21 protein-coding genes are annotated in these 23,536 nt (G+C 69.4%); 20 read left to right on the forward strand and 1 reads right to left on the reverse strand.

Annotation, left to right across the window (positions count from 1 at the left end; genetic code table 11):
* The first annotated feature begins 25 nt into the window (after positions 1–25).
* Genes ABL838_RS04140 through ABL838_RS04175 form a run of 8 tightly spaced genes read left to right on the forward strand, consistent with a single transcriptional unit; the run spans position 26 to position 9,458 of the window.
* A complete protein-coding gene (locus ABL838_RS04140) occupies positions 26–982 on the forward strand; it encodes a tripartite tricarboxylate transporter substrate binding protein (RefSeq protein WP_369662486.1) in 957 nt (318 codons plus the stop codon).
* Complete coding sequence (locus ABL838_RS04145) at positions 979–2,295, forward strand: 3-isopropylmalate dehydratase large subunit (RefSeq protein ID WP_418124318.1); 1,317 nt, start codon at positions 979–981, stop codon at positions 2,293–2,295. The genes ABL838_RS04140 and ABL838_RS04145 overlap by 4 nt, the downstream gene beginning before the upstream one ends.
* Positions 2,292–2,840 (forward strand): 3-isopropylmalate dehydratase, encoded by a 549-nt coding sequence (locus tag ABL838_RS04150; RefSeq protein WP_418124319.1) that lies wholly within the window; start codon positions 2,292–2,294, stop codon positions 2,838–2,840. The genes ABL838_RS04145 and ABL838_RS04150 overlap by 4 nt, the downstream gene beginning before the upstream one ends.
* Positions 2,833–4,530, forward strand: coding sequence for a hydantoinase B/oxoprolinase family protein (locus ABL838_RS04155; RefSeq protein WP_418124321.1), 1,698 nt, complete (start codon positions 2,833–2,835; stop codon positions 4,528–4,530). Before ABL838_RS04150 ends, ABL838_RS04155 begins: the two co-directional genes overlap by 8 nt.
* Positions 4,527–6,581 carry a hydantoinase/oxoprolinase family protein gene (locus tag ABL838_RS04160; protein ID WP_418124322.1) on the forward strand — a complete coding sequence of 685 codons (2,055 nt, stop codon included), beginning with the start codon at positions 4,527–4,529 and terminating at the stop codon, positions 6,579–6,581. The genes ABL838_RS04155 and ABL838_RS04160 overlap by 4 nt, the downstream gene beginning before the upstream one ends.
* Positions 6,578–7,192, forward strand: coding sequence for a cysteine hydrolase family protein (locus ABL838_RS04165; protein WP_418124324.1), 615 nt, complete (start codon positions 6,578–6,580; stop codon positions 7,190–7,192). Before ABL838_RS04160 ends, ABL838_RS04165 begins: the two co-directional genes overlap by 4 nt.
* Complete coding sequence (locus tag ABL838_RS04170) at positions 7,189–8,598, forward strand: FAD-dependent oxidoreductase (protein WP_418124326.1); 1,410 nt, start codon at positions 7,189–7,191, stop codon at positions 8,596–8,598. Before ABL838_RS04165 ends, ABL838_RS04170 begins: the two co-directional genes overlap by 4 nt.
* Complete coding sequence (locus tag ABL838_RS04175) at positions 8,595–9,458, forward strand: isocitrate lyase/PEP mutase family protein (protein ID WP_418124327.1); 864 nt, start codon at positions 8,595–8,597, stop codon at positions 9,456–9,458. Before ABL838_RS04170 ends, ABL838_RS04175 begins: the two co-directional genes overlap by 4 nt.
* Before the next feature lie 12 nt (positions 9,459–9,470).
* Here ABL838_RS04175 and ABL838_RS04180 read toward each other — a convergent pair whose 3' ends face one another.
* On the reverse strand, positions 9,471–10,358 hold the full coding sequence (locus ABL838_RS04180; RefSeq protein WP_418124329.1) for a LysR family transcriptional regulator: 888 nt from the start codon (positions 10,356–10,358) through the stop codon (positions 9,471–9,473).
* 122 nt (positions 10,359–10,480) lie between these two features.
* On the opposite strand from ABL838_RS04180, the gene ABL838_RS04185 reads away from it, so the two are divergent.
* The 12 genes from ABL838_RS04185 (at position 10,481) to ABL838_RS04240 (ending at position 23,386) form a co-directional block, all read left to right on the forward strand.
* Positions 10,481–11,239: an SDR family oxidoreductase gene (locus ABL838_RS04185; RefSeq protein WP_418119089.1), complete on the forward strand. Its 759-nt coding sequence runs from the start codon at positions 10,481–10,483 to the stop codon at positions 11,237–11,239.
* 153 nt (positions 11,240–11,392) lie between these two features.
* Positions 11,393–12,088 (forward strand): TetR/AcrR family transcriptional regulator, encoded by a 696-nt coding sequence (locus ABL838_RS04190; protein WP_184634516.1) that lies wholly within the window; start codon positions 11,393–11,395, stop codon positions 12,086–12,088.
* 67 nt (positions 12,089–12,155) lie between these two features.
* Entirely contained in the window at positions 12,156–13,952 is a 1,797-nt protein-coding gene (locus ABL838_RS04195; protein ID WP_184634518.1) for an acyl-CoA dehydrogenase C-terminal domain-containing protein, read from the forward strand.
* A gap of 44 nt (positions 13,953–13,996) precedes the next feature.
* Entirely contained in the window at positions 13,997–14,440 is a 444-nt protein-coding gene (locus ABL838_RS04200) for a DUF2147 domain-containing protein (protein WP_126021538.1), read from the forward strand.
* A gap of 36 nt (positions 14,441–14,476) precedes the next feature.
* A complete protein-coding gene (locus ABL838_RS04205; protein WP_418124331.1) occupies positions 14,477–16,876 on the forward strand; it encodes a 3-hydroxyacyl-CoA dehydrogenase/enoyl-CoA hydratase family protein in 2,400 nt (799 codons plus the stop codon).
* 11 nt (positions 16,877–16,887) lie between these two features.
* Positions 16,888–18,087, forward strand: coding sequence for an acetyl-CoA C-acyltransferase (locus ABL838_RS04210; RefSeq protein ID WP_418124333.1), 1,200 nt, complete (start codon positions 16,888–16,890; stop codon positions 18,085–18,087).
* A gap of 55 nt (positions 18,088–18,142) precedes the next feature.
* Positions 18,143–19,042 carry an alpha/beta fold hydrolase gene (locus tag ABL838_RS04215; RefSeq protein ID WP_418124335.1) on the forward strand — a complete coding sequence of 300 codons (900 nt, stop codon included), beginning with the start codon at positions 18,143–18,145 and terminating at the stop codon, positions 19,040–19,042.
* A gap of 28 nt (positions 19,043–19,070) precedes the next feature.
* Complete coding sequence (locus ABL838_RS04220; protein WP_418124337.1) at positions 19,071–19,907, forward strand: acyl-CoA thioesterase; 837 nt, start codon at positions 19,071–19,073, stop codon at positions 19,905–19,907.
* Between the two features lie 4 nt (positions 19,908–19,911).
* Positions 19,912–20,661, forward strand: coding sequence for an SDR family oxidoreductase (locus tag ABL838_RS04225; protein WP_418124339.1), 750 nt, complete (start codon positions 19,912–19,914; stop codon positions 20,659–20,661).
* 26 nt (positions 20,662–20,687) lie between these two features.
* Positions 20,688–21,284, forward strand: a complete 597-nt coding sequence (locus ABL838_RS04230; protein ID WP_184634532.1) for a 2-hydroxychromene-2-carboxylate isomerase — start codon at positions 20,688–20,690, stop codon at positions 21,282–21,284.
* 35 nt (positions 21,285–21,319) lie between these two features.
* Positions 21,320–22,084, forward strand: a complete 765-nt coding sequence (locus ABL838_RS04235; RefSeq protein WP_418124341.1) for an enoyl-CoA hydratase — start codon at positions 21,320–21,322, stop codon at positions 22,082–22,084.
* 195 nt (positions 22,085–22,279) lie between these two features.
* Positions 22,280–23,386, forward strand: a complete 1,107-nt coding sequence (locus ABL838_RS04240; protein WP_418125831.1) for an ABC transporter substrate-binding protein — start codon at positions 22,280–22,282, stop codon at positions 23,384–23,386.
* The last annotated feature ends 150 nt before the right edge of the window (positions 23,387–23,536 follow it).

The raw sequence follows: 23,536 nt of genomic DNA on the forward strand, positions 1-23,536 counted from the left end.
AACGAGACAACAAGGAAACCCCATGATCCATCGCCGCGACATCCTCATCGCACCCGCCGCGCTGGCCTTCGCCGCCGCTGCCCGGGCGCAGCTCGGCAATGCGCCGGTGCGCATCCTCGTCGGCGCGCCGGCGGGCGGCTCGACCGATACGCTGGCCCGCTCGCTCGCCGTCAGCATGGGCCCCGCGCTGGGCCGCACCGTGATCGTCGAGAACAAGCCCGGCGCCGGCGGCAACATCGCCGCCGACGCCGTCGCCAAGGCCGCACCCGATGGCAACACGCTGCTGATGAGCTTCACCAGCCATGCCATCAACGCCACGCTGTATCCGTCGCTGCCCTTCGATCCGGTGAAGGACTTCACCGCGCTCACCTGCGTCGCGACCTCGCCGTCGATCCTGGTGGCCAACCCTTCGCTGCCGGCGAAGGACGTGAAGGAACTCGTCGCGCTCGCCAAGGCCAGGCCGGGCCAGCTCAACTTCGCGATCGGCGCGGTGGGCTCGTCGCTGCACATGGCGGGCGAGGCCTTCAAGATGCAGTCGGGCGTGGACATCGTGAACATCCCGTACAAGGGAACCGCGCCCGCGGTGCAGGACCTGCTGGCCGGCCAGGTGCAGCTGATGTTCGCGGCCGTGGGCAATGTCAAGGCGCACATCCAGGCCGGCAAGCTCAAGGCGCTGGGCGTCACCACGGCCAAACGACTGCCCGCGTTCCCCGACGTGCCGGCCATCGCCGAGGCCCTGCCGGGCTACGAATCGAGCGCATGGTTCGGCCTGTTCGGACCGGCGCGCCTGCCGGCGGACGTGGCGCGCAAGCTCAGCGATGCGGCTCGCCATGCGCTGCAGCAGCCCGACATGCTCAAGCGCCTGGACACCGAGGGCGCCATACCGGTCGGCAACTCGCCCGAGCAGTTCACGGCCTTCGTGCAGAGCGAGATCCCGCGCTGGGCCAAGGTGGTGAAGTTCTCCGGAGCCAAGCCCGAATGAGCACGCCCGCAGCAACCCGCGCACAGGTGGCCGCAACCCGGGCCGGGCAAGCCCGGCCGCAGACGCTCGCGCAGAAGCTCATCGCGCGCGCCAGCGGCCGCGAGCACGTGGCGGTGGGCGAGATCGTGACCTGCGGCGTCGACCTGGCCATGTTCCACGACTCCTCGGGTCCGCGCCGGCTCAAGCCCATGCTCGAGGAACTGGGTGCGCAGATCTGGGACCCCTCGCGCATCGTGCTGGTAATGGACCACTACGTGCCCGAGCGCGACGACGACTCGCGCCGCATCGTGCGCATCGCACGCGAATGGGCGCGCGACCAGGCGCTGCCGCACGTGTACGACAGCCAGGGCATCTGCCACGTGGTGGTGCCGCAGCACGGGCACATCCGCCCCGGCATGCTGTGCGTGGGGGGCGACTCGCACTCGCCCACGGGCGGTGCCTTCGGCGCCTACATGTTCGGCGTGGGCAGCACCGAGATGCTGGGCGTGGTGGTCACCGGCGAGATCTGGCTGCGCGTGCCCGAGACCCTCCAGATGTGGTGGGACGGCGCGCTGCCCGCAGGCGTCACCGCCAAGGACATGATGCTGCACATGATCGGCCGCTTCGGCATGAACGGCGGGCGCTACCAGGCGGTGGAGTTCGCCGGGCCCGCGGTGGCTGCGCTGTCGATGCAGGAGCGTATGACGCTGTCGAACATGAGCGCGGAGCTCGGCGCGCAGGCCGGCCTGATCGCGCCGGACGACACCACCGCCGCCTTCCTCGCCGAGGCCGGCGCGCCGCCGGCCGACACGTCGGCGTGGTTCACCGACGACGGCGCCGAGCTCACGCGCTACCGCTTCGACGCGGCCGCGCTCGAGCCGCACGTGGCCGCGCCGCACAGCCCCGCCAACTCGCGCGGGGTGAGCCACTACGCCGGCACGCCGGTCGACGTGGCCTACATCGGCGCATGCACCGGCGCCAAGCTCGACGACCTGCGGGCGGCGGCGCAGGTGCTGCGCGGGCACAAGGTGGCGGCAGGCATCCGGCTGATCGTCGCGCCTGCGAGCATCCAGGACCAGGAGCGCGCGCGCGACGAGGGCGTGCTGCAGGCGCTGACGGATGCAGGCGCTGAACTCTTCCCGACCGCCTGCGGAGCCTGCTCGGGCTACGGCGACCCGATGGGCGACGACATCACCGTCATCTCGACCACGGCGCGCAACTTCAAGGGCCGCATGGGCTCGCCCACCGCGCAGGTGTACCTGGGCTCGCCCTACACCGTGGCGGCAGCTGCGCTGCGCGGCCGCGTGACCGATCCGCGCGAGGTGCTGGCATGAGCGCCCCAAACACCACGCACACCACGGAAGCCACGCACGCCACCCACCGCGTCTGGCGGCTCGGTGCCGACATCGACACTGACCTGCTCGCGCCGGGCCACGCCATGAAGCACGGCATCGACATCATCGCCAGGCACTGCCTCGAGGCCGTGCGCCCCGATTTCGCCGCCGGCGTGCAGCGCGGCGACGTGATCGTGGCCGGCCCCAACTTCGGCATCGGCTCCTCGCGGGAGCAGGCCGCCGCGGTGCTCGTCCACCTGGGCGTGAGCGCGGTGATCGCGCCTTCGTACAGCGGCCTGTACTTCCGCAACGCCTTCAACGTGGGCCTGCTGCTGCTGACCTGCGCGCAGGCCGAGACCCTGGCCGAGGGCGACCGTATAGCGCTCGACGCCACGCTGCCCGGAGTCATCGGACCTGACGGCAGGCCGCTGGCCTGCGAACCGGTGCCCGGGTTCCTCATGGACATGGTCCGCGCCGGCGGACTGCTGAACCAGCTGCGCCAGCGTACTGGCCGCCCCGCCTCGAAGAAAGCCATCGATGCCTGAGACTTCCTCCACCACAACCATCGACCCCGTCACGCTCGCCGTGCTGCGCGGCCGCCTCGAGCAGGTGGCCGACGAGATGGACGCCACGCTCTACCGCAGCGCGTTCAATCCCATCATTGCCGAGGCGCACGACGCCTGCCACGGCCTGTACGACGCCGCCACCGGCGACACGCTGGTGCAGGGCAAGTCGGGCCTGCCGGTCTTCGTGGGCGCCATGGCCTTTGCCGTGCGCGCCACGGTCAAGGCGGCCGAGCCGCGCGGCGGCATGAAGGACGGCGACATCTGGATCAGCAACGACGCCTACGACGGCGGCACGCACGCCAACGACTTCAAGCTGGTGAAGCCCTTCTTCCGCAACGGCAAGCTGTACTGCCACATGGCCTCCGCCGCGCACTGGCACGACGTGGGCGGCGCGGTGCCGGGCAACTACAACCCCGCGGCCACCGAGTGCTGGCAGGAGGCGGTGCAGATCCCGCCGGTGCGCATCGTGCGCAACGGCGTGCTCGACGGCGACGTGCTGGCCATCCTGCAGGCCAACACCCGCCTGCCCGACAGCCTCTGGGGCGACCTGAACGGCCAGCTCGCCGCGCTGGAACTGGGCGCGAAGCGGCTGGACGGCCTGCTCGACGAATACGGCGACGCGCTGGTGCTCCATGCGCTGGGCGAGCTGCGCGGCCGCGCGCTGCGCCTGATGCGCTCGCACATCGCCTCGCTGCCCGACGGACGCTACAGCGTCGAGGACGTGCTGGACAACGACGGCATCGTCAACGAGCCGCTGACCATCGCGCTCGACATGACGGTGGCCGGCGACCGGCTCACGCTGGACTTCTCCCGCACCTCGGCGCAATGCGCGGGCCCGGTGAACATCTCGCGCGCCACCGCGGTGGCCGCCTGCTACGTGGCGCTCAAGCACCTGTTCCCCGACGTGCCGGCCAATGCCGGCGTGCTCGACGCGGTGGACTTCGTCATTCCCGCGCGGCTGGTGATCAGCGCCGAGCGCCCGCGCCCGGTGGGTGGCTACACCGAGACCATCCTGCGCATGATCGACGTGATCTTCAGCGCCGCCGCGCAGGCCGACCCCGCGCGCGCCGTGGCCCAGGCCTACGGCACCATCAACGCGCTGTCGATCGCGGGCCACCGCAGCGACAAGGGCCGCGAAGGCCAGCGCTGGGTGATGTTCAGCTTCTTCGGCGGCGGGCACGGCGGCCACTCCGACGGCGACGGCCTCGCGCACGGCAACGCGCCCATCTCGACCGCGACGATCCCGCCGCTGGAGATCCTCGAGGCCGCGTACCCGGTGCGCTTCACCGAATGGTCGCTTCGCCCCGACTCCGGCGGCGACGGCCGGCATCGCGGCGGACTGGGAGCCGTGTACGAGATCGAGCTGCTCGAGAAGGACGCCGAGGTGTTCGTCTTCGGCGAGCGCGGCACCTCGCCGCCCAAGGGCATCGCGGGCGGAGGGGCGGGCGCGCTCAACGTGTTCCGCTACGAGAACGCCGGCCAATGGCACACGCCCCCCATGGTGTCGAAGATGCGCGGCATCGCGCTGGCGCGCGGCGAGCGCGTGCGCCTCGAAACCCCCGGCGGCGGCGGCTGGGGCCCCGCGGCCGAGCGGACCCCTGCGCAGCGCGAGGCCGACGCGGCCATGGGCTATGTGAGCAGCGACAAGACGAAGAAAGCATCCGAATGACCTCTCCTGGCAATTCCCTCGTCGTCGGCGTCGACGTCGGCGGCACCTTCACCGATCTCTTCGTGCTGGACGAAGCCAACGGCAGCGCGCGCATCGTCAAGGTGCCTTCCACGCGCGGCGAGGAGGCGCGCGGCTTCATGAATGGTGTCGCGCGCGTGGCGGACTCGGCCGGCGCCATCGCCACCATCGTGCACGGCACCACGGTGGGCACCAATGCGCTGCTCGAACGCAAGGTGGCGCGCACCGGCATCATCACCACGCGGGGCTTCCGCGACGTGCTCGAGATGCGCCGCCGCGACCGGCCCCGGACCTGGGGCCTGCGCGGAAGCTTCCTGCCGGTCGTGCCGCGCGACCTGCGCCGCGAGGTGGACGAGCGCACGCTGGCCGACGGCACGCTGCACACCCCCGTCGACCTGCAGCAGGTGCGCGCCGAGGCACGCGCGCTGCTGGAGGCTGGCTGCGAGGCCGTGTGTGTGTTCTTCATCAACACCTACGCCAATGCCGAGAACGAGCGCCTCGCCGTGGCGGCCGTGCGCGAGCTGTGGCCCAACCCGCACGTGACCTCGGCCAGCGAGGTGCTGCCCGAGATCCGCGAGTTCGAGCGCTGCTCCACCGCCACGCTCAATGCCGCGCTGCAGCCGGTGGTGGGCAGCTACCTCGGCCGGCTCGAAGGCGATTTGCGCGCCCAGGGCTTCGGCGGCGAACTGCTCGTGGTGCAGAGCAACGGCGGCGTGATGTCGCGCCAGACCGCGAGCGACCTGCCGGTGCGCACCGCGCTGTCGGGGCCGGCGGCCGGCGTCATCGCCTGCGCGGCCATCGCGCGCGCGGCGGGTTTCCCGAACGCGATCACCGGGGATATGGGGGGCACTTCCTTCGACGTCTCTCTGGTGGCCAACGGCGAGGCCGCGCTGGCCGCGCAGACCGCCATCGAGTTCGGCATGGTGATCCGCTCGCCGATGATTCAGATCGAGACCATAGGCGCTGGCGGCGGCTCCATCGCGTCGGTGGACGCGAGCGGCATGCTGCAGGTCGGTCCCGAGTCGGCGGGCAGCGTGCCGGGGCCCGCCTGCTACGGACGCGGCAACACGCGGCCCACGGTGACCGATGCGAACGTGCTGCTCGGGCGCATCGCGGCGGACCGTCCGCTGGGCGGCGGCCTGCTGGCGGCGCTGGACGCGCAGAAGTCGCACCAGGCCATCGAGGAACACGTCGCGCGTCCGCTGGGGCTCGACGTGCATGCGGCCGCCGAAGCCATCCTCACCGTGGCCAATGCGCGCATGGCCGGCGCGATCCGCCTGGTGTCGATCGAGCGCGGGCACGATCCGCGCCGCTTCGCGTACATGCCCTTCGGCGGCGGCGGCGCGCTGCACGTGTGCGCGATGATGCGCGAGGTGGGCGTGGCCACCGGCATCGTGCCGCGCTACCCCGGCGTGACCTCGGCGCTGGGCTGCGTGATCGCGGACATGCGCCACGACGCGGTGCAGACCATCAACAAGGCGCTGGCCGATCTGGACGTGGCCGACCTTCGCCAGCGCATCGACGAGCTGGCCGCCAGCTGCCAGCAGCGGCTCGATTCGTCGGGCGTGCGCTTCGACGAGGTGCGTGAGGTGGTCGCGCTCGACATGCTCTACGCCGGCCAGACGCACACGCTGCCGGTGGTTCTGGCCGATGCGGGCGAGGTGCCGATCACGGCCGCGTCGATCCGCTCGGCGTTCGAGGCCGCCTACACCGCAGCCTTCGGCCGCGTGCTCGACGGCATCGCGATCCGCGTGATGAACCTGCGCTATGCGCGCATCGGCGTGCGCCCCAAGTTCGACCTGAAGGTGCTGGCGCCCGAAGGCGAGGGCAGCACCGCGCCGCTGGGCACGCAGCGCGTGTTCCACCGGGGGCAGTGGCACGACGCGCTGCGCTACGCGCGGCTCGAACTGCCCGTGGCCGCACGCATCGACGGGCCGGCCATCCTCGAGCAGGCCGACACCACCGTGTGGCTGGAGCCCGGCTTCCATGCCGAGGTCGACGCATACGGCAACCTGCTGGTGAGGCCGTCATGAGCGCCGGCGCGAAGATCCAACCGTCGAAGACGGCGCTGGTCGTCGTCGACCTGCAGAACGACTTTCTCCATCCGAATGGCTCCTACGCGCGTGGCGGCGACGCCAACCCGCCCGCGCTGCTGCTGCCGGAACGCGTGGCCGTCGTCGCGCGCGCGCTGAAGGCGGGCGGCGGACTGGTCGTGGCGAGCCAGTTCACGCTGTGGCCCGACGCGAAGGGCGAGCCGATGATCTCGCCGCACCTGAAGGCGCTGCGTCCGTACCTGGCCAGGGGCGACTTCGCGCCCGGCAGCTGGGGCCAGGCCAACGTCGATGCACTGGCGGGCCTTGTCGACGTCACCGTGAGCAAGGTGGCGTACTCGGCCTTCTTCAACACCCAGCTCGACTGGGTGCTGCGCCGCGCGGGCATCGACACCGTGGCCGTGTGCGGCATCGTCACCAACGGCGGCGTGGCCAGCACGGTGCGCGATGCGCACATGCGCGACTACCGCACCCTGGTGCTCGGCGACGGATGCGCGGCCTTCGGCGAGGAGCGCCACAACACCTCGCTGGCCGACATGCGCAACGTGGCCGAAGTGACGGACTGCGCAGCTTTCATCGCGTCGCTGGCATGAGCGGTCCCGAAAGAAAGCTCCGGCGTGCCGCACAAGTGCAAGTAGATGTGCACGTGCCGGTGGCCATCGTCGGCGGCGGAGCCTGCGGGCTCACTGCAGCGCTGATGCTGGCCGACGCGGGCGTGGACTGCGTGGTGCTGGAGCGCGATGCGCTGCCGAGCGGATCGACCGCGCTCTCGTCGGGCTTCATTCCCGCACCTGGCACGCGCACGCAGCGCGAGCACGGAGTGGCCGGCGACAGCGCCGGGCGCTTCGCGGCCGACATCCAGGCCAAGGCGCACGGCCGCGCTGCGCCTGCGCTGGTCGAGGCGTATGCCGGCGCCATCGGCCCCGCGCTCGATGCGCTTCAGGCGCGCCACGGCCTCGAGTGGATGCTGCTCGACGGCTTTCTCTATCCCGGGCACAGCGTGCACCGCATGCATTCGCTGCCGCAGAAGACCGGCGCCGCGCTCATGGCGGCGCTGCTGGCGGCAGTGGAGGCGGCGGGCATCCCCGTGCTGACGCAGGCCGTGGTCGACACGCTGGTGCTCGACGATCAAGACCGCGTGATCGGCATCGACTACCTGCGCCCCGACGGCCGGCGCGAGACGCTGGGCTGCGACGCGCTGCTGCTGGCATGCAACGGCTTCGGCGGCAACCCGCAGATGGTTCGCACGCTGCTGCCCGAGATGGGCGGGGCCGCCTTCGGCGGGCACGTGGGCAACGACGGCAGCGCGATCCTCTGGGGAACCGCGCTGGGCGCTCGGCTGCGCGACCTGGGCGGCTACCAGGGCCACGGCTCGTGGGTCACGCCGCAGGGTGCGCTGATGTCTTGGGCCGTGATGATGGAAGGCGGCGTGCAGCTCAACTGCGAAGGCCGCCGCTTCCACGACGAGACCCAGGGCTACTCCGAGGCCGCGGTGCACGTGCTCGCGCAGCCGGGCGGCATCGCCTGGAACGTGTTCGACACGCCGCTGCTCGCGCTGGCGCGTGGCTTCCCCGATTTCTGCGAGGCCGAGGCCGCCGGCGCGCTGCGCCGCTGCGACTCGGTGGCCGCGCTGGCCGAATGCATCGGCTGCGAGGCCCCTGTGCTGCAGGCCACTCTCGACGCGATGCGCGACGCAGCCGCGCCCGATGGCCGCGTGTTCGCGCGCGGGCTCGAAGCGCCGTACTTCGCCGTCAAGGTGACCGGCGCGCTCTTCCACACCCAGGGCGGCCTCGACATCGCGCCCGACATGCGCGTGCTGCGCCAGGACGGCACGCCGCTGCCCAACCTGCTGGCCGCAGGTGGTGCGGCCGGCGGCGTGTCGGGGGATGCGGTGTGGGGCTATCTCTCCGGCAACGGCCTGCTGAGCGCCGTCGCCGGCGGCTACATCGCGGCGCGCACCGCCGCCGCACTCGTTGGACACAAGGAGGCGTCCGCATGACGACCCATGACTTCAAGACCCGGCTCGCGCGCAACGACATCGTGCTGGCGCCCGGCGTGTACGACGCGCTGAGCGCGCTGGTGGCCGAGCAGGCCGGCTTCGAGGCGCTCTACCTGTCGGGCGCCTCCATCGCCTACACCCGGCTGGGCCGCTCCGACATCGGCCTGACCACCTTCACCGAAGTGGCCGACACGCTGGCACGCATCACCGAGCGGGTGGGCCTGCCGGTGATCGTCGATGCCGACACCGGCTTCGGCAACGCGCTGAACACGCAGCGCACCGTGCGCGGCTTCGAGCGCGCAGGCGCGGCGATGGTGCAGATCGAGGACCAGACCTTTCCCAAGCGCTGCGGGCATCTCGACGGCAAGGCTGTGGTGCCCGAGCGCGAGATGGTCGGCAAGCTCAAGGCCGCGCTGGACGCGCGCGCTTCCAGCGACACGCTGATCCTCGCGCGCACCGACGCGGTGGCAGTCGAGGGGCTGGAGGCTGCGCTCGACCGCGCCGATGCGTACCTCGAATGCGGCGTGGACGCCCTGTTCATCGAGGCGCTGCGCTCACCCGAGCAGATGGACGCCGCCTGCAGCCGCTTCGCGCATCGCGTGCCGCTCTTGGCCAACATGGTCGAAGGCGGCAAGACGCCCATCCAGGACGCCGATGCGCTGCAGCGCCACGGCTTTCGCATCGCCATCTTCCCCGGCGGCACGGCGCGCGCGGTGGTGCACACGCTGCAGGGCTACTACGCGAGCCTGCACCGGCACCGCACCACGCAGCCATGGCGGGCGCAGATGCTGGACTTCGATGCGCTCAACGAAGTGATCGGCACGCCCGAGCTGATGCGCGAAGGCCGCAAGTACGAGTAGCCGGTAGCCGCCTCAGCGCAGCACGCGGATCAGCTCGTCGTACACCAGCCGCACGCGCGCCGGCACCGGTGCGCGCTGCGAGCGGTAGACGTGGATCGGCCAGGGCTCGGGTGCCTCGGCCTCCAGCACCTCCACCAGCTCGCCCGATTGCAGCAGGGGCTCGGCCAGCGGGGCCACGAGCTGGCCGAAGCCCAGGCCCGCGCGCACGGCCGCGCATTCGGCATCGACGTCGTCGGTGACGAAGGCCGGCGCCGCGACCGGCACCTGCCGCCCCTTGCTGAAGAACCACGACCACGGGCGGCCCGAGCTGCGGTCCATCAGCGCGGTGAGCGGAAAGCCGGGCAACGCATCGAGGCTCTGCGGAATGCCGGTGCGCTCGATGAGCGCGGGCGCCGCCACCACGTAGAGACGCATCCTGCCGACCGTGCGGGCGACGAAGCGCGCATCGCGGATGGGGCCCGCGCGCACGCCGACGTCGATCTGCTCGTCGACCACGTCGGCATGGCTCTCCGACAGCCGCAGATCGAGCACCAGGCCGGGATGTGCGGCCAGCATCGGCGCGAGCGCCTGCGGGATCAGCCGGCGGCCGAAAACGTTCGGCGCCGTCACGCGCACCGTGCCCGCGTGCTGCGAGAGCGCGCGCCGGTCGGTGCGGTGGAACAGCGCATCGACGCCGCCCACCGCGGCACGCGCACGCTGCGCGAGCTGCCGGCCGAAATCGGTGAGCTGCACGCCGCGCGTGCTGCGGTGGAAGAGCGGCTCGCCCAGTTCCTCCTCGAGCTCGCGCACCGCGCGCGTCACCACCTGCGGCGACACCGAAAGGCGCACGGCCGCCTCGCGGAAGTTGGAGGCGTCGGCAGCGGTGAAGAAGACGCGCAGCGCCTCGAGGCGATTGGACATGGAGTGTTCCTCGAATGGGAATTCTGAAGTCGCCAGAGTTTCATTTACTGGAATGCGTGGATTTTCCACACTGCATGCACTTCTTCAACGCTTCTTCAACACCTCCCGAAAGGAACTTCTCCATGACATCCGTTCAAGACAACATCAAGGGCAAGGTCGCCATCGTCACCGGCGCGAGCAGCGGGCTCGGCGAGTCGACCGCGCGCCACCTGGCCGCGCGCGGCGCCAAGGTGGTGCTGGCGGCGCGCCGCACCGACCGGCTCGAAAAGCTCGTCGCCGAGATTCGCGAAGCCGGCGGCGAAGCCATCGCCGTGGCCACCGACGTGGCGAAGCGCGCCGACCTCGAGAAGCTCGCCCAGGCCACCGTCGACGCCTTTGGCCGCATCGACGTGCTGGTCAACAACGCGGGCGTGATGCCGCTGTCGCCCATCCACAAGCTCAAGGTCGACGAGTGGGACCGCACCATCGACGTCAACATCAAGGGCGTGCTCTACGGCATCGCCGCTGTGCTGCCGCGCATGCAGGCGCAGGGCAGCGGGCACATCGTCAACGTGGCGTCCATTGCCGGGCTGAAGGTGTTCACGCCCATCGGCACCGTCTACAGCGCCACCAAGCACGCGGTGCGCGCCATTTCCGAGGGCCTGCGCGTCGAAGTGGGCAACAGCGGCGTGCGCGTGACCATCGTGTCGCCCGGCGCGGTGGAGTCGGAGCTCAAGCACGGCAGCACCGACGCCGAGAGCGCCGCCGGCGTGAAGGCCTTTTACGAGGCCAACCAGATCCCGGCCGATTCGGTGGCGCGTGCCGTGGTCTACGCGGTGGAGCAGCCGGCCGACGTGGACATCAACGAGGTCGTGCTGCGGCCGGTGTCGCAGGAGTTCTGAGCCGGCCTGAAAGCATGAGAGAGATGCGGGACGGACCCGATGGCGGTCCGATCCGCCTCGATTAACCTTCAACAACTGAAGGTCAATTCGCGGCCTCGGGTGGAAAGGCCTGCAAAATAGAACGACCGTTCGTTTTTGCATGGAAATTCCACGATGACCGCAACCGCCGTTCCCGCCAAGCCCGCGCGCGCCGCCCAGAAAGGGCAGCAGACCAAGGCCGTCATCGTCGACGCGGCGCTGGCACTGGCCGCGCAGATCGGCCTCGAAGGGCTGTCGATCGGCGCCGTGGCCGAGATCACCAAGATGAGCAAGTCGGGCGTCTTCGCCCACTTCGGCTCGCGCGAGGAGCTCCAGATCTCGGTGGTGCGCGAATACCACGCGCGCTTCGAGCAGGAAGTGTTCTTCCCCGCACTGAAGGCGCCGCGCGGCCTGCCGCGCCTGCGCGCCATGTTCGCCAACTGGATGAAGCGCACCTCGACCGAGATCGACTCGGGCTGCATCTACATCAGCGGCGCCTCCGAATTCGACGACCGCCCGGGCCCGGTGCGCGATGCGCTGGTCGAGTCGGTCAGCATCTGGCAGGCGGCCGTGCTGCGCGCCATCGTCCAGTCGCAGAGCGAAGGCCACCTGCGCGCCGACGCAGACGAGCGCCAGCTGGCGTTCGAGATCCACGGCCTGATCCTCGCGCTGCACTACGAGGCCCGCTTCCTGCAGGTGCCCGGCTCCATCGGCCGCGCCAACGTCGGCTTCGACAACATCCTCGCGCGCGCCGCCACGCCCGACGCGCCCAAGCCCGAAGCGGCCGCCGCACCCGCAGCCGCATCGCGCCGCCTCAAGACCGTGCGCTGACCCGCGCGCGGCCCGTTCCGTTTTCCCTTTTCTTTTTTCTATCTAGCTTCGACCAGGAGAGTTCCGGATGCCTACCTACAACCCCCCCGTACGCGACATGCAGTTCGTGCTGCACGAAGTGCTCAACGTCGCCGAGGAGCTCAAGGCGCTTCCGGCCCATGCCGAGACCGACGCCGACACCATCAACGCGGTGATCGAGGAGGCCGGCAAGTTCGCCGCCGAAGTGACCTTCCCGCTCAACATCAGCGGCGACGAGGAAGGCTGCACGCTCGACAAGACCACGCATGAAGTGAAGACCCCCAAGGGCTTCAAGGACGCCTACGCCAAGTACGTCGAAGGCGGCTGGCCCGCGCTGTCGTGCGACCCGGCCTTCGGCGGCCAGGGCCTGCCCTTCGTGGTGAACCAGTGCCTGTTCGAGATGCTCAACAGCGCCAACCAGGCCTGGACCATGTACCCCGGCCTCTCGCACGGCGCCTACGAGGCGCTCGCCGCCCACGGCACCGACGAGCAGAAGAAGACCTACCTGCCCAAGCTCACCAGCGGCGAATGGACCGGCACCATGTGCCTGACCGAGCCGCACTGCGGCACCGACCTGGGCCTGCTGCGCACCAAGGCCGAGCCGCAGCCCGACGGCACCTACCGCATCACCGGCAACAAGATCTTCATCTCGGCCGGCGAGCACGACATGACCAGCAACATCATCCACCTGGTGCTGGCACGCCTTCCCGACGCGCCCAAGGGCAGCAAGGGCATCAGCCTGTTCGTGGTGCCGAAGTTCAAGGTCAAGGCCGACGGCTCGCTGGGCGAGCGCAACCCGATCTTCTGCGCCGGCCTGGAGCACAAGATGGGCATCCACGGCAACGCCACCGCGCAGATCGTGATCGAGGGCGCCACCGGCACCCTGGTTGGCGAGCCCAACAAGGGCCTGGCCGCGATGTTCGTGATGATGAACGCCGCCCGCCTGGGCGTGGGCAACCAGTCGCTGGGCCTGACGGAAGTGGCCTACCAGAACGCGCTGGCCTACGCCAAGGACCGCATCCAGATGCGTTCGCTCTCGGGCGTGAAGGCCAAGGACAAGGAAGCCGACCCCATCATCGTGCACCCCGACGTGCGCAAGATGCTGCTCACGGCCAAGGCCTATGCCGAAGGCGGCCGCGCGCTGCAGATCTTCTGCACGCTGCTGCTCGACAAGGAACACAACCACCCCGACGAGAAGGTGCGCAAGGACTCCGGCGAACTGGTCGCGCTGCTGACCCCCATCGTCAAGGCCTTCATCACCGACAACGGCCACATCTCCACCAACGCCTGCATGCAGGTGTTCGGCGGCCACGGCTTCATCAAGGAATGGGGCATGGAGCAGTTCGTGCGCGACAACCGCATCAACATGATCTATGAAGGCACCAACACCATCCAGTCGCTGGACCTGCTGGGCCGCAAGGTGCTGGGCAACAACGGCGCGTCGCTCAAGAAGTTCGGCAAGCTCGTCGCGAAGCTGGTGGAGGAAGAGGGCGTGAACGAGAAGATGGCCGAGTTCATCAACCCGATCGCCGGCCTGGGCGACCAGCTCACCAAGTTCACGACCGAGATCGGCTTCAAGGGTTTCCAGAACCCCGACGAAGTGGGCGCCGCCGCCGTCGACTACCTGCGCGTGGCCGGCCACTTCGTGTTCGGCTACCTGTTCGCCCGCATGGCGCAGGTCGCGCTGCGCGAGATCGCCGCCGGCAACACCGACCCCTTCTACGTCGGCAAGCTGCAGACCGCGCGTTTCTACTTCGCCAAGCTGTTCCCCGAGACCGCGACGCTGATGCGCACCGCGCGCGCCGGCAGCAAGGTGCTGATGGACACCGAAGCCGCACTGGCCTGAAGCCGAGAGTCCTTCCTCAACCGACACCCAACCTGGAGCCGCTCATGAAAGCAACGCTTGCAGCCGTCCTGTTCACCGTCACCGCCGCCTCCGCCATGGCGCAAGGCGCGGGCGTCACGCCGGTGGGCCTGTGGCGCAACGTCGACGACAAGACCGGCGAGGTCAAGGCCGAGATCCGCATCGCAGAAGCCAACGGTGCCCTGCTCGGGCGCATCGAGAAGTCGCTGAAGAAGGACACCAAGCCCGACGCGGTCTGCGAGGAATGCAGCGACGACCGCAAGGGCAAGCCCATCGCGGGCCTGGAGATCATCCGCGGCGGCAAGAAGGCCGAGGGCAAGGACGTCTGGGAAGGCGGAAAGATCCTCGACCCCGAGAACGGCAAGGAATACCGCGCGAGCTTCACGCCTGTAGACGGCGGCAAGAAGCTGGAAGTGCGCGGCTATCTCGGCCCGTTCTGGCGCACCCAAACCTGGAACCGCGTGCAGTAAGCGGCGCACGGTTTCCCACAACACATAGCAATCAACATGTCCCGATTTCAAGTGAAGAAGGTCGCCGTGCTCGGCGCCGGCGTGATGGGCGCGCAGATCGCGGCCCACCTCGTCAACGTGCGCGTGCCTGTCGTGCTGTTCGACCTGGCGGCCAAGGAAGGCCCGAAGAACGGCATCGTCACGCGCGCCATTGACAACCTCAAGAAGCTCAAGCCCGCGCCGCTCGGCGATGTGGCCGACGCCGGCCTGATCGAGCAGGCCAACTACGACGACAACCTCGACAAGCTCGCCGAGTGCGACCTCGTCATCGAGGCCATCGCCGAGCGCATGGACTGGAAGCTCGATCTGTACAAGAAGATCGCGCCGCACGTCGCCAAGCACGCGATCCTGGCCTCCAACACCTCGGGCCTGTCGATCACCAGGCTCAGCGAGGCGCTGCCCGAGGCGCTGAAGCCGCGCTTCTGCGGCATCCACTTCTTCAATCCGCCGCGCTACATGTTCCTGGTGGAGCTGATCAACACGCCCACCACCGAGCCGCAGGTGCTCGACGACCTCGAAGCCTTCGTCACCAGCACGCTGGGCAAGGGCGTGGTGCGCGCGCACGACACGCCCAACTTCATAGCCAACCGCGTCGGCATTGCCGGCATGCTGGCCACGCTGAAGGAAGTCGAGAAGTTCGGTTTGACGCCCGACGTGGTGGACGACCTCACCGGCAAGAAGCTGGGCCGCGCGAGCTCGGGCACCTTCCGCACCGCCGACGTGGTGGGGCTCGACACGATGGCCCACGTCGTGAAGACGCTGCAGGACAACCTGAGCGCCGAGACCGATCCGTTCTACGCCAACTTCGCGACGCCGCCCGTGCTCGCCAAGCTGCTCGAGCTGGGCAACCTGGGCCAGAAGACCAAGGCCGGTTTCTTCAAGAAGGCCGGCCGCGACATCCTGCGCTTCGACCTGAAGAGCGGCGAATACGTGCCCGCCGGCGCCAAGGCCGACGAGGTGTACGGCCGCATGCTCAAGAAGCCCGCGGGCGAGCGCCTGAAGCTGCTGCGCGAGAGCGAAGGACCGCAGGGCCAGTTCCTCTGGGCCATCCTGCGCGATGGCTTCCATTACGCGGCCGTGCACCTGGGCGACATCGCCGAGAGCGCGCGCGACATCGACTTCGCGATGCGCTGGGGCTTCGGCATGAAGCAGGGCCCCTTCGAGCTCTGGCAGGAGGCCGGCTGGGCGCAGGTCGCCAAGTGGGTGCAGGAAGACATCGACGCCGGCAAGGCGCTGAGCAGCGCACCGCTGCCCAGGTGGGTGTTCGAAGGCCCGGTGGCCGAGGCCGGCGGCGTGCACACGCCCGAAGGCTCGTGGAGCGCCTCGCAGAACAAGTTCGTGCCGCAGCGCCGCCTGCCGGTGCATGAGCGCCAGCTCTTCCCCGAGAGCGTGCTCGGCGCCAACGCGGCCGATGCCAGCACGGCGGGCACCACCATCAGCGACGAAGGCGACGTGCGCGTGTGGACGCTCGATGGCGAGGTGCTCATCGCCAGCATCCATTCGAAGATGCACGCCATCAGCCCCGACGTGGCCGAGGCGCTGGGCGCCGCGGTCGACCTGGCCGAGGCCGAGTACAAGGGCCTGGTGATCTGGTCGCCCGACGAGGTGTTCTCGGTCGGCGCCGACCTGCAGGCGATGCTGCCGGCCTTCGTGGTCGCTGGCATCGGCGCGGTCGAGGGCGCGGAAGAAGAGCTGCAGAACGTGATGCTCAAGATCCGCTACGCCAACGTGCCGGTGATCTCGGCCGTGCGCGGCATGGCGCTGGGCGGCGGCTGCGAGCTGGCCATCCACTCGGCCAAACGCGTTGCCGCGATGGAAAGCTACATCGGCCTGGTCGAAGTCGGCGTGGGCCTGATCCCCGGCGCGGGCGGCCTGACCTACATCGCCCGCCGCGCGGCCGAGAACGCCTCGGCCTCCACCGGCACCGACCTGCTGCCCTTCCTCACCGAAGGCTTCACCGCCGCCGCGATGGCGAAGGTGGGCACCGGCGCGCTCGACTCGAAGAAGCTGGGCTACCTGCTCGAGGGCGACGTGATCGTGCCGAACAAGGACGAGCTGCTGTATGTGGCCCTGCAGCAGGCCAAGGCCATGGCCGACGCCGGCTACCGCCCGCCGATGCGCCGTACTTTCCGCGTGGCCGGCCGCAGCGGCGCCGCCACCATCAAGGGCCAGCTCGTGAACATGCGCGACGGCGGCTTCATCAGCGCGCACGACTTCCACATCGCCAGCCTGATCGCCAACGTGGTCACCGGCGGCGACGTGGACGCGGGCTCGCTCGTGACCGAGGAATATTTGATGACGCTGGAGCGCAAGGCGTTCTGCTCGCTCATCGTGCATCCCAAGACGCAGGAGCGGATCATGGGGATGCTCAGCACCGGCAAGCCAGTGCGCAACTAAGGACAGATTTCATGAGCAAGCAAGTACAAGACGCCTACATCGTCTCCGCCACCCGCACCCCCATCGGCAAGTCGCACCGGGGCTACTTCCGCAACTACCGTCCCGACGATCTGCTGGCCACCACGCTCAAGGCAGCCCTCGCGGCGGTGCCGAGCCTCGACCCGAAGGCCATTGAAGACATCATCTGCGGCTGCGCGATTCCCGAATCGCAGCAGGGCCTGAACGTCGCGCGCATCGGCGCGGTGCTGGCCGGCCTGCCGACCAGCGTGGGCGGCATCACTGTCAACCGCTTCTGCGCATCGGGCCTGTCGGCCGTGCAGATGGCCGCCGACCGCATCCGCGTGGGCGAGGCCGACGTGATGATCGCGGCGGGTGTCGAGAGCATGAGCATGGTGCCGATGATGGGCAACTCGCCCTCGCTGTCGCCTGCCATCTTCGAACGCGAAGGCGACGTGGGCATCGCCTACGGCATGGGCCTCACGGCCGAGAAGGTGGCGCAGCAGTGGAAGGTGAGCCGCGAGGCGCAGGACGAGTTCGCGCTCGCCTCGCACCAGAAGGCGCTGGCCGCGCAGCAGGCCGGCAAGTTCGCCGACGAGATCACGCCCATCGAGGTGACCGACCGCACGCTGAACCTGGAGACCGGCGAATCCATCGCCAGGACCCGCACGGTCAACCTCGACGAAGGTGCGCGCCCCGACACCAGCCTCGAAGGCCTGGCCAAGCTGCGCACCGTGTTCGCCGCGCGCGGCACCGTGACGGCCGGCAACAGCTCGCAGACCTCGGACGGCGCCGGTGCGCTCATCCTGGCCAGCGAGAAAGCGGTGAAGCAGTTCGGCCTGACGCCGCTCGCGCGCTTCGTGAGCTTCGCCAGCAAGGGCGTGCCGCCGCACATCATGGGCATCGGCCCCATCGAGGCCATTCCCGCCGCGCTGCGCTATGCCGGCCTGAAGCACGAAGACATCGACTGGTTCGAGCTCAACGAAGCCTTCGCCGCGCAGTCGCTGGCCGTCATCAACACGCTGGGGCTCGATGCGTCGAAGGTCAACCCGATGGGCGGCGCGATCGCGCTGGGCCACCCGCTGGGCGCTACCGGCGCCATCCGCTCGGCCACCGTGGTGCACGCGCTGCGCCGCGAGAACCTGAAGTACGGCATGGTCACGATGTGCGTGGGCATGGGCCAGGGCGCCGCAGGGATCTTTGAACGCGTCTGATAGACGACGCGCAAGGCACCGCGACGAGTGCCGGCACAACGAAGGAGACAGCTTCATGCTTACGCAGCAGCTTCCGGTCGACGGCGGCGCCCAGCAACTGGCGGTGCGCCGCTACGAACCCGCCGGCACGCCGCGCGCGAGCGTGGTGATCGGCGGCGCGATGGGCGTGCGCCAGTCCTTCTACGAGCCCTTCGCGCAATGGCTCTCGCAGCAGGGCCTGCGCGTCTGGACCTTCGACTACCGGGGCTCGGGCGACTCGCGCGGCAACCTGCCGCTGCGCGAGGTCGATGCCGACCTGTTCGACTGGGCGCGCGACTACGAAGCGGTGATCGATGCCGCCAAGGCCGCGGCGCCCGGTGCGCCGCTCTACCTGCTGGGACACAGCCTCGGCGCGCAGCTGCCGGGCTTCCTGCAGCGGCCCGAGCAGGTCGACGGCCTCGTGAGCATCGCGGCCGGCAGCGGCTACTGGCGCGAGAACGCGCCCAAGCTCAAGCGCACCATCCTCTACTTCTGGTTCGTGCTGGTGCCGCTGGTCACGCGGCTGTTCGGCTACTTCCCGGGGCGCAAGCTCAGGAAGGTGGGCGATCTGCCGCGCGGCGTGATCCTGCAGTGGCGGCGCTGGTGCCTCAACCCGCGCTACAGCGTCGGCGCCGAGGGCGAACTCGCCGCGCGCAGCTACAACCGCGTGCGTTTTCCGGTGCTCGCGCTGTCGATGATCGACGACGAGCTCATGACGCTCGCCGGCACCAACAGCCTGTTGAGCTTCTATGCCGGCGCGCCGAGCGCCATCGAACGCATCGCGCCGGCCGACGTGCAGGCGCGCCGCATCGGCCATTTCGGCTTCTTCCGCGAGCAGTTCAGCCAGAGCCTCTGGCCGAGCACGGTGGACAAGCTGCACAGGCTCGCTTCGCTTACTGCGGTGCAGCACGCCGACGTCCCGCACACGACTGCGTGACGCCGGCCACCGGAGGCACACTGCCGCCATGACGACGAGCACGCACCCCTTCGACAAGGCCCTGAAGATCCACCACAGCGACATCCGCGTGGGGCACTTCACCGGCATGACCAGCCCCGACTACTGGAACATGGTCGGGCCCTTCGGCGGCACCACCGCGGCGCTCGCGCTGCAGTCGGTGATGCAGCACCCCGACGTGCTGGGCACGCCCATCGCGATCACGGTCAACTACGCGGCGGCGCTCGAAGCCGGCGCGTTCGACATCCAGGCCACGGCCGTGCGCACCAACCGCTCCACGCAGCACTGGACGGTGCAGATCACGCAGGCCGGCGCCAGCGGGGCGCCCAACATTACGACCACCGCCACGGTGGTGACCGCCGCGCGCCGCGAGACCTGGGGCGAGAGCGACATGCCCATGCCCGAGTCGCCCAGGCCCGAGACGGTCGAGCGCATGAGCATCGGCCCCTCGGGCGTGGCGTGGATCAAGCAGTACGAGATGCGCCCCTTCAGCGGCGGCATTCCCGCGAACTGGGACGAGAGCCTGAGCCACAGCGAAACCCGCATCTGGCTGCGCGACGCCGAGCCCAGGCCGCTGGACTTCGCATCGCTGGCCGCGATGAGCGACATGTTCTATCCGCGCGTGTGGCTGCGCCGCGCGAAGCACGTGCCGGCGGGCACGGTGTCGATCACCACCTACTTCCATGCCGGGCCGCAGCAGCTCGCGGAAGTCGGCACCGGCTACCTGCTGGGCCGCGCCGCGGGCCAGCAGTTCTTCAACGGCTTCTTCGACCAGACGGCGCATCTGTGGAGCGAGAAGGGCGTTCTGCTCGCCACCTCGAACCAGATCGTCTACTACAAGGAATAGCGACATGGCCGCCCTGCAGAAAGCCGCACTCATCGTCGGCGCCGGCGACGCCACCGGCGGCGCCATCGCCCGCCGCTTCGCGCGCGAAGGTTTCGCCACCTGCGTCACGCGGCGCAGCCTCGACAAGCTGCAGCCGCTGGTCGCGCAGATCGAGGCCGACGGCGGCCGCGCGCACGCCTTCGCATGCGACGCGCGCAAGGAAGAGGAAGTGGTCGCGCTCGTCGAGCAGATCGAATCGACCATCGGGCCCATCGAGGTGATGGTGTTCAACATCGGCGCCAACGTGCCCGAGAGCATCCTCACCGAGACCGCGCGCAAGTACTTCAAGGTGTGGGAGATGGCCTGCTTCTCGGGCTTCCTCAACGGGCGCGAGGTGGCGAAGCGCATGGTGGCGCGCGAGATGCCCAGGAGCGGCCATCGCGGCACGATCATCTTCACCGGCGCCACGGCCTCGCTGCGCGGCGGCGCCAACTTCGGCGCCTTCTCCGGCGCCAAGATGGCGCTGCGCGCGTTGGCCCAATCGATGGCGCGCGAGCTTGGGCCGCAGGGCATCCACGTGGCGCACGTGGTGGTCGACGGGGCCATCGACACCGAATTCATCCGCAGCAACTTCCCCGAGCGCTACGCGCTGAAGGACAGCGACGGCATCCTGAACCCCGACCACATCGCCGACAGCTACTGGATGCTGCATTCGCAGCCGCGCGACGCCTGGACGCACGAGCTCGACCTGCGCCCGTGGTCCGAGAAGTTCTGAAGTATTCCAGGAAGGAGACAAGAGCAATGACGAAATCCGTCGACTTCTATTTCGACTTCGGCAGCCCTGCCGCCTACCTGGCCGCGACGCAGCTCCCACACGTGTGCGCCGACACCGGCGCGCAGCTGGTGTGGAAGCCCATGCTGCTCGGCGGCGTGTTCCAGGCCACCGGCAACCATTCGCCGGCCGAGATCAAGCCCAAGGGACCGTACATGACGACGGACCTCCAGCGCTTTGCAAGGCGCTATGGCGTGCCGTTCGCGCACAACCCGCACTTCCCGATCAACACGCTGCTGCTGATGCGCGGCGCCACCGGCATCCAGATGAAGGAGCCCGAGCGCTTCGGCGCGTATGTGGACGCGGTCTACCATGCGATGTGGGTGGAGCCCCGGAACATGAACGACCCGGCGACCGTCGGCGCCGTCTTGCAGAATGCGGGCTTCGACGCGCCCGCGCTGCTCGCGCTGGCCGGTGCGCAGGAAACCAAGGACCGGCTCAAGGCCGTCACCCAGGAAGCCGTGGAGCGAGGCGTGTTCGGCGCGCCCACCATGTTCGTCGGCGACGAAATGTTCTGGGGCCAGGACCGGCTGGATTTCGTACGCGAAGCACTCGACGCCGCCTGAGGGCGGCACCACCCGTTTCATTCAAGGATCTTTTTATGAGCGACATCCTCGTCCACACCGAAGCCGGTGTGATGACCATCACCTTCAACCGCGTCGACAAGAAGAACTCGATCACCAGCGACATGTACGCCGAACTGGCCGACGCGCTGGCCACAGCCGAAACCGATGCGGCCGTGCGCTGCGTGCTGATCCAGGGCGACCCGACCATCTTCAGCGCGGGCAACGACATCGGCGACTTCCTCAATGCACCGCCGGCCACGCAGGAATCGCCGGTGTTCCGCTTCCTTCGGGGCATCGCGACCTTTCCCAAGCCGCTCGTCGCGGCGGTGTGCGGTCCGGCCGTCGGCATCGGCACCACGATGCTGTTCCATTGCGACCTCGTCTACGCGGGCGACAACGCCGCCTTCTCGATGCCCTTCGTGAACCTCGGCCTGTGCCCCGAGGCGGCTTCGAGCCTGCTGGTGCCGCAGATGCTGGGCTACCACCGCGCCGCCGAGGCGCTGCTGCTGGGCGAACCCTTCATGGCCGAGGCTGCGCTCGAAGTGGGCCTGGTCAACCGCGTGGTGCCGCCGACCGAGGCGAACGCCATCGCCCAGGCGCAGGCGCGCAAGCTCGCGGCCAAGCCGCTGAGCGCGCTGGTGGAAACCAAGCGCCTGCTGAAGAAGGGCCAGATGCCCGCCGTGCTGGAGCGCATGGGCGAGGAGGGCGCGAGCTTCGGGCGCATGCTGCGCGAACCGGCTGCGCGGGAGGCTTTCAGCGCTTTCATGGAAAAGCGCAAGCCGGATTTCAGCAAGGTCTGAAGAGGGTCTGCGTCGTCTGCGGACGCTTGCGCGCTTACACTGGCCGGCGTGCAAGATCTGGAGACAAGAACGCCTACGACGCCCGTCCACCGGGCGAATGGTGCTACTGAAAAAGTAGCATCCGGCATCTCGCGCAGGCGTACTTTAGGTTTGCTGGCCGGCACCCTGGCCGCCCCCTCGCTGGCCTTGGCGCGCATCCGGCCGCTGCGCATCGGCGTCATCGGTTCATGGTCCGGCCCCTACGCGGGCGGCGGCCGGCAGTTCGATGCCGGCATGTCCGTGTGGCTCGCGGCGCACAACCAGCACATCGCCGGAAGGCCGGTCGAACTGCTGCGGCGCGACGTGCCGGGCAGTGCTCCCGACCAGGCCCGCCGCCAGGCGCTCGACCTTGTGGAAAGCGAGCGCGTCGAACTGCTCGCGGGCCTGGACTTCAGTTCCAACGCCTATGCCGTCGGCAACGTTGCCACGCAGGCCAGGCTGCCGCTGATCGTGATGAACGCGGCGTCCTCGGGCATCACGGTGCGCTGCCCGTATGCGGTGCGCGTGTCATTCACCATCGGGCAGGTCACGATGCCTTTGGCCCGATGGGCGCTGCAGCAGGGGCTGCGCGACGTCTGCACCGTGGTGGCCGACTACGCCTCGGGCGTCGATGCCGAGAGCGCCTTCGTCTCGGGCTTCACCGCGGGCGGCGGCCGCATCGGCGCGATGCTGCGGGTGCCGCTGGCCACGCTGGACTACTCGGCCTACATGCTGCGGCTGCGCGAACTGAAGCCGCAGGCGGTGTTCTTCTTCCTGCCTTCGGGGCAGATGCCGACCACCTTTCTCAAGTTCTGGCGCGACCGGGGCATGGCCGACACCGGCATCCGCCTGCTGGCCACGGGCGACGCCACCGACGACCACTACCTGGAAGGCATCGGCGAGCTGGCCGACGGCCTCGTCACCAGCCACCACTATTCCTTCGCCCACGACTCGCCGGCCAACCGGCGCTTCACCGGCGTCTTCGAGACCGAATACGGCAGCCATCTGCGGCCCGGCTATTTCGCGGTCGCGGCGCACGACGCGCTGGAGGCCATCGACGCCGCGATGGCCTCGCCCGCCGCACGCGGCAACGCGGGCGGGGAGCGGCTGGTGGATGCGTTCCGCGGGCTGAAGCTCGAAAGCCCGCGCGGGCCTGTCGAGATCGATGCCCACACCCGCGACATCGTGCAGACGGTGTACATCCGCCGTGTGGAGCGGCGCGACGGGCGGTGGGTCAACCGCGAGTTCGAACGTTTCGAGCGGGTGCGCGACCCTGGGGTTTGAGGTTTCGGGGGAGCGGACAGCCGAACGCAGAGGGCGCGAAGGTTCCGCAGAGATCGCAGAAGAAATCCAAAGAAATCTGGTTTTTCTTTCGCGTCCTTCGCGAAACCTTCGCGCCCTTTGCGTTCGGCTGTCCGGCTCCTTCAGCCGCGA

Origin of the sequence: Variovorax sp. 160MFSha2.1, assembly GCF_048305075.1 — a bacterium.
Lineage (GTDB): Bacteria > Pseudomonadota > Gammaproteobacteria > Burkholderiales > Burkholderiaceae_C > Variovorax > Variovorax guangxiensis.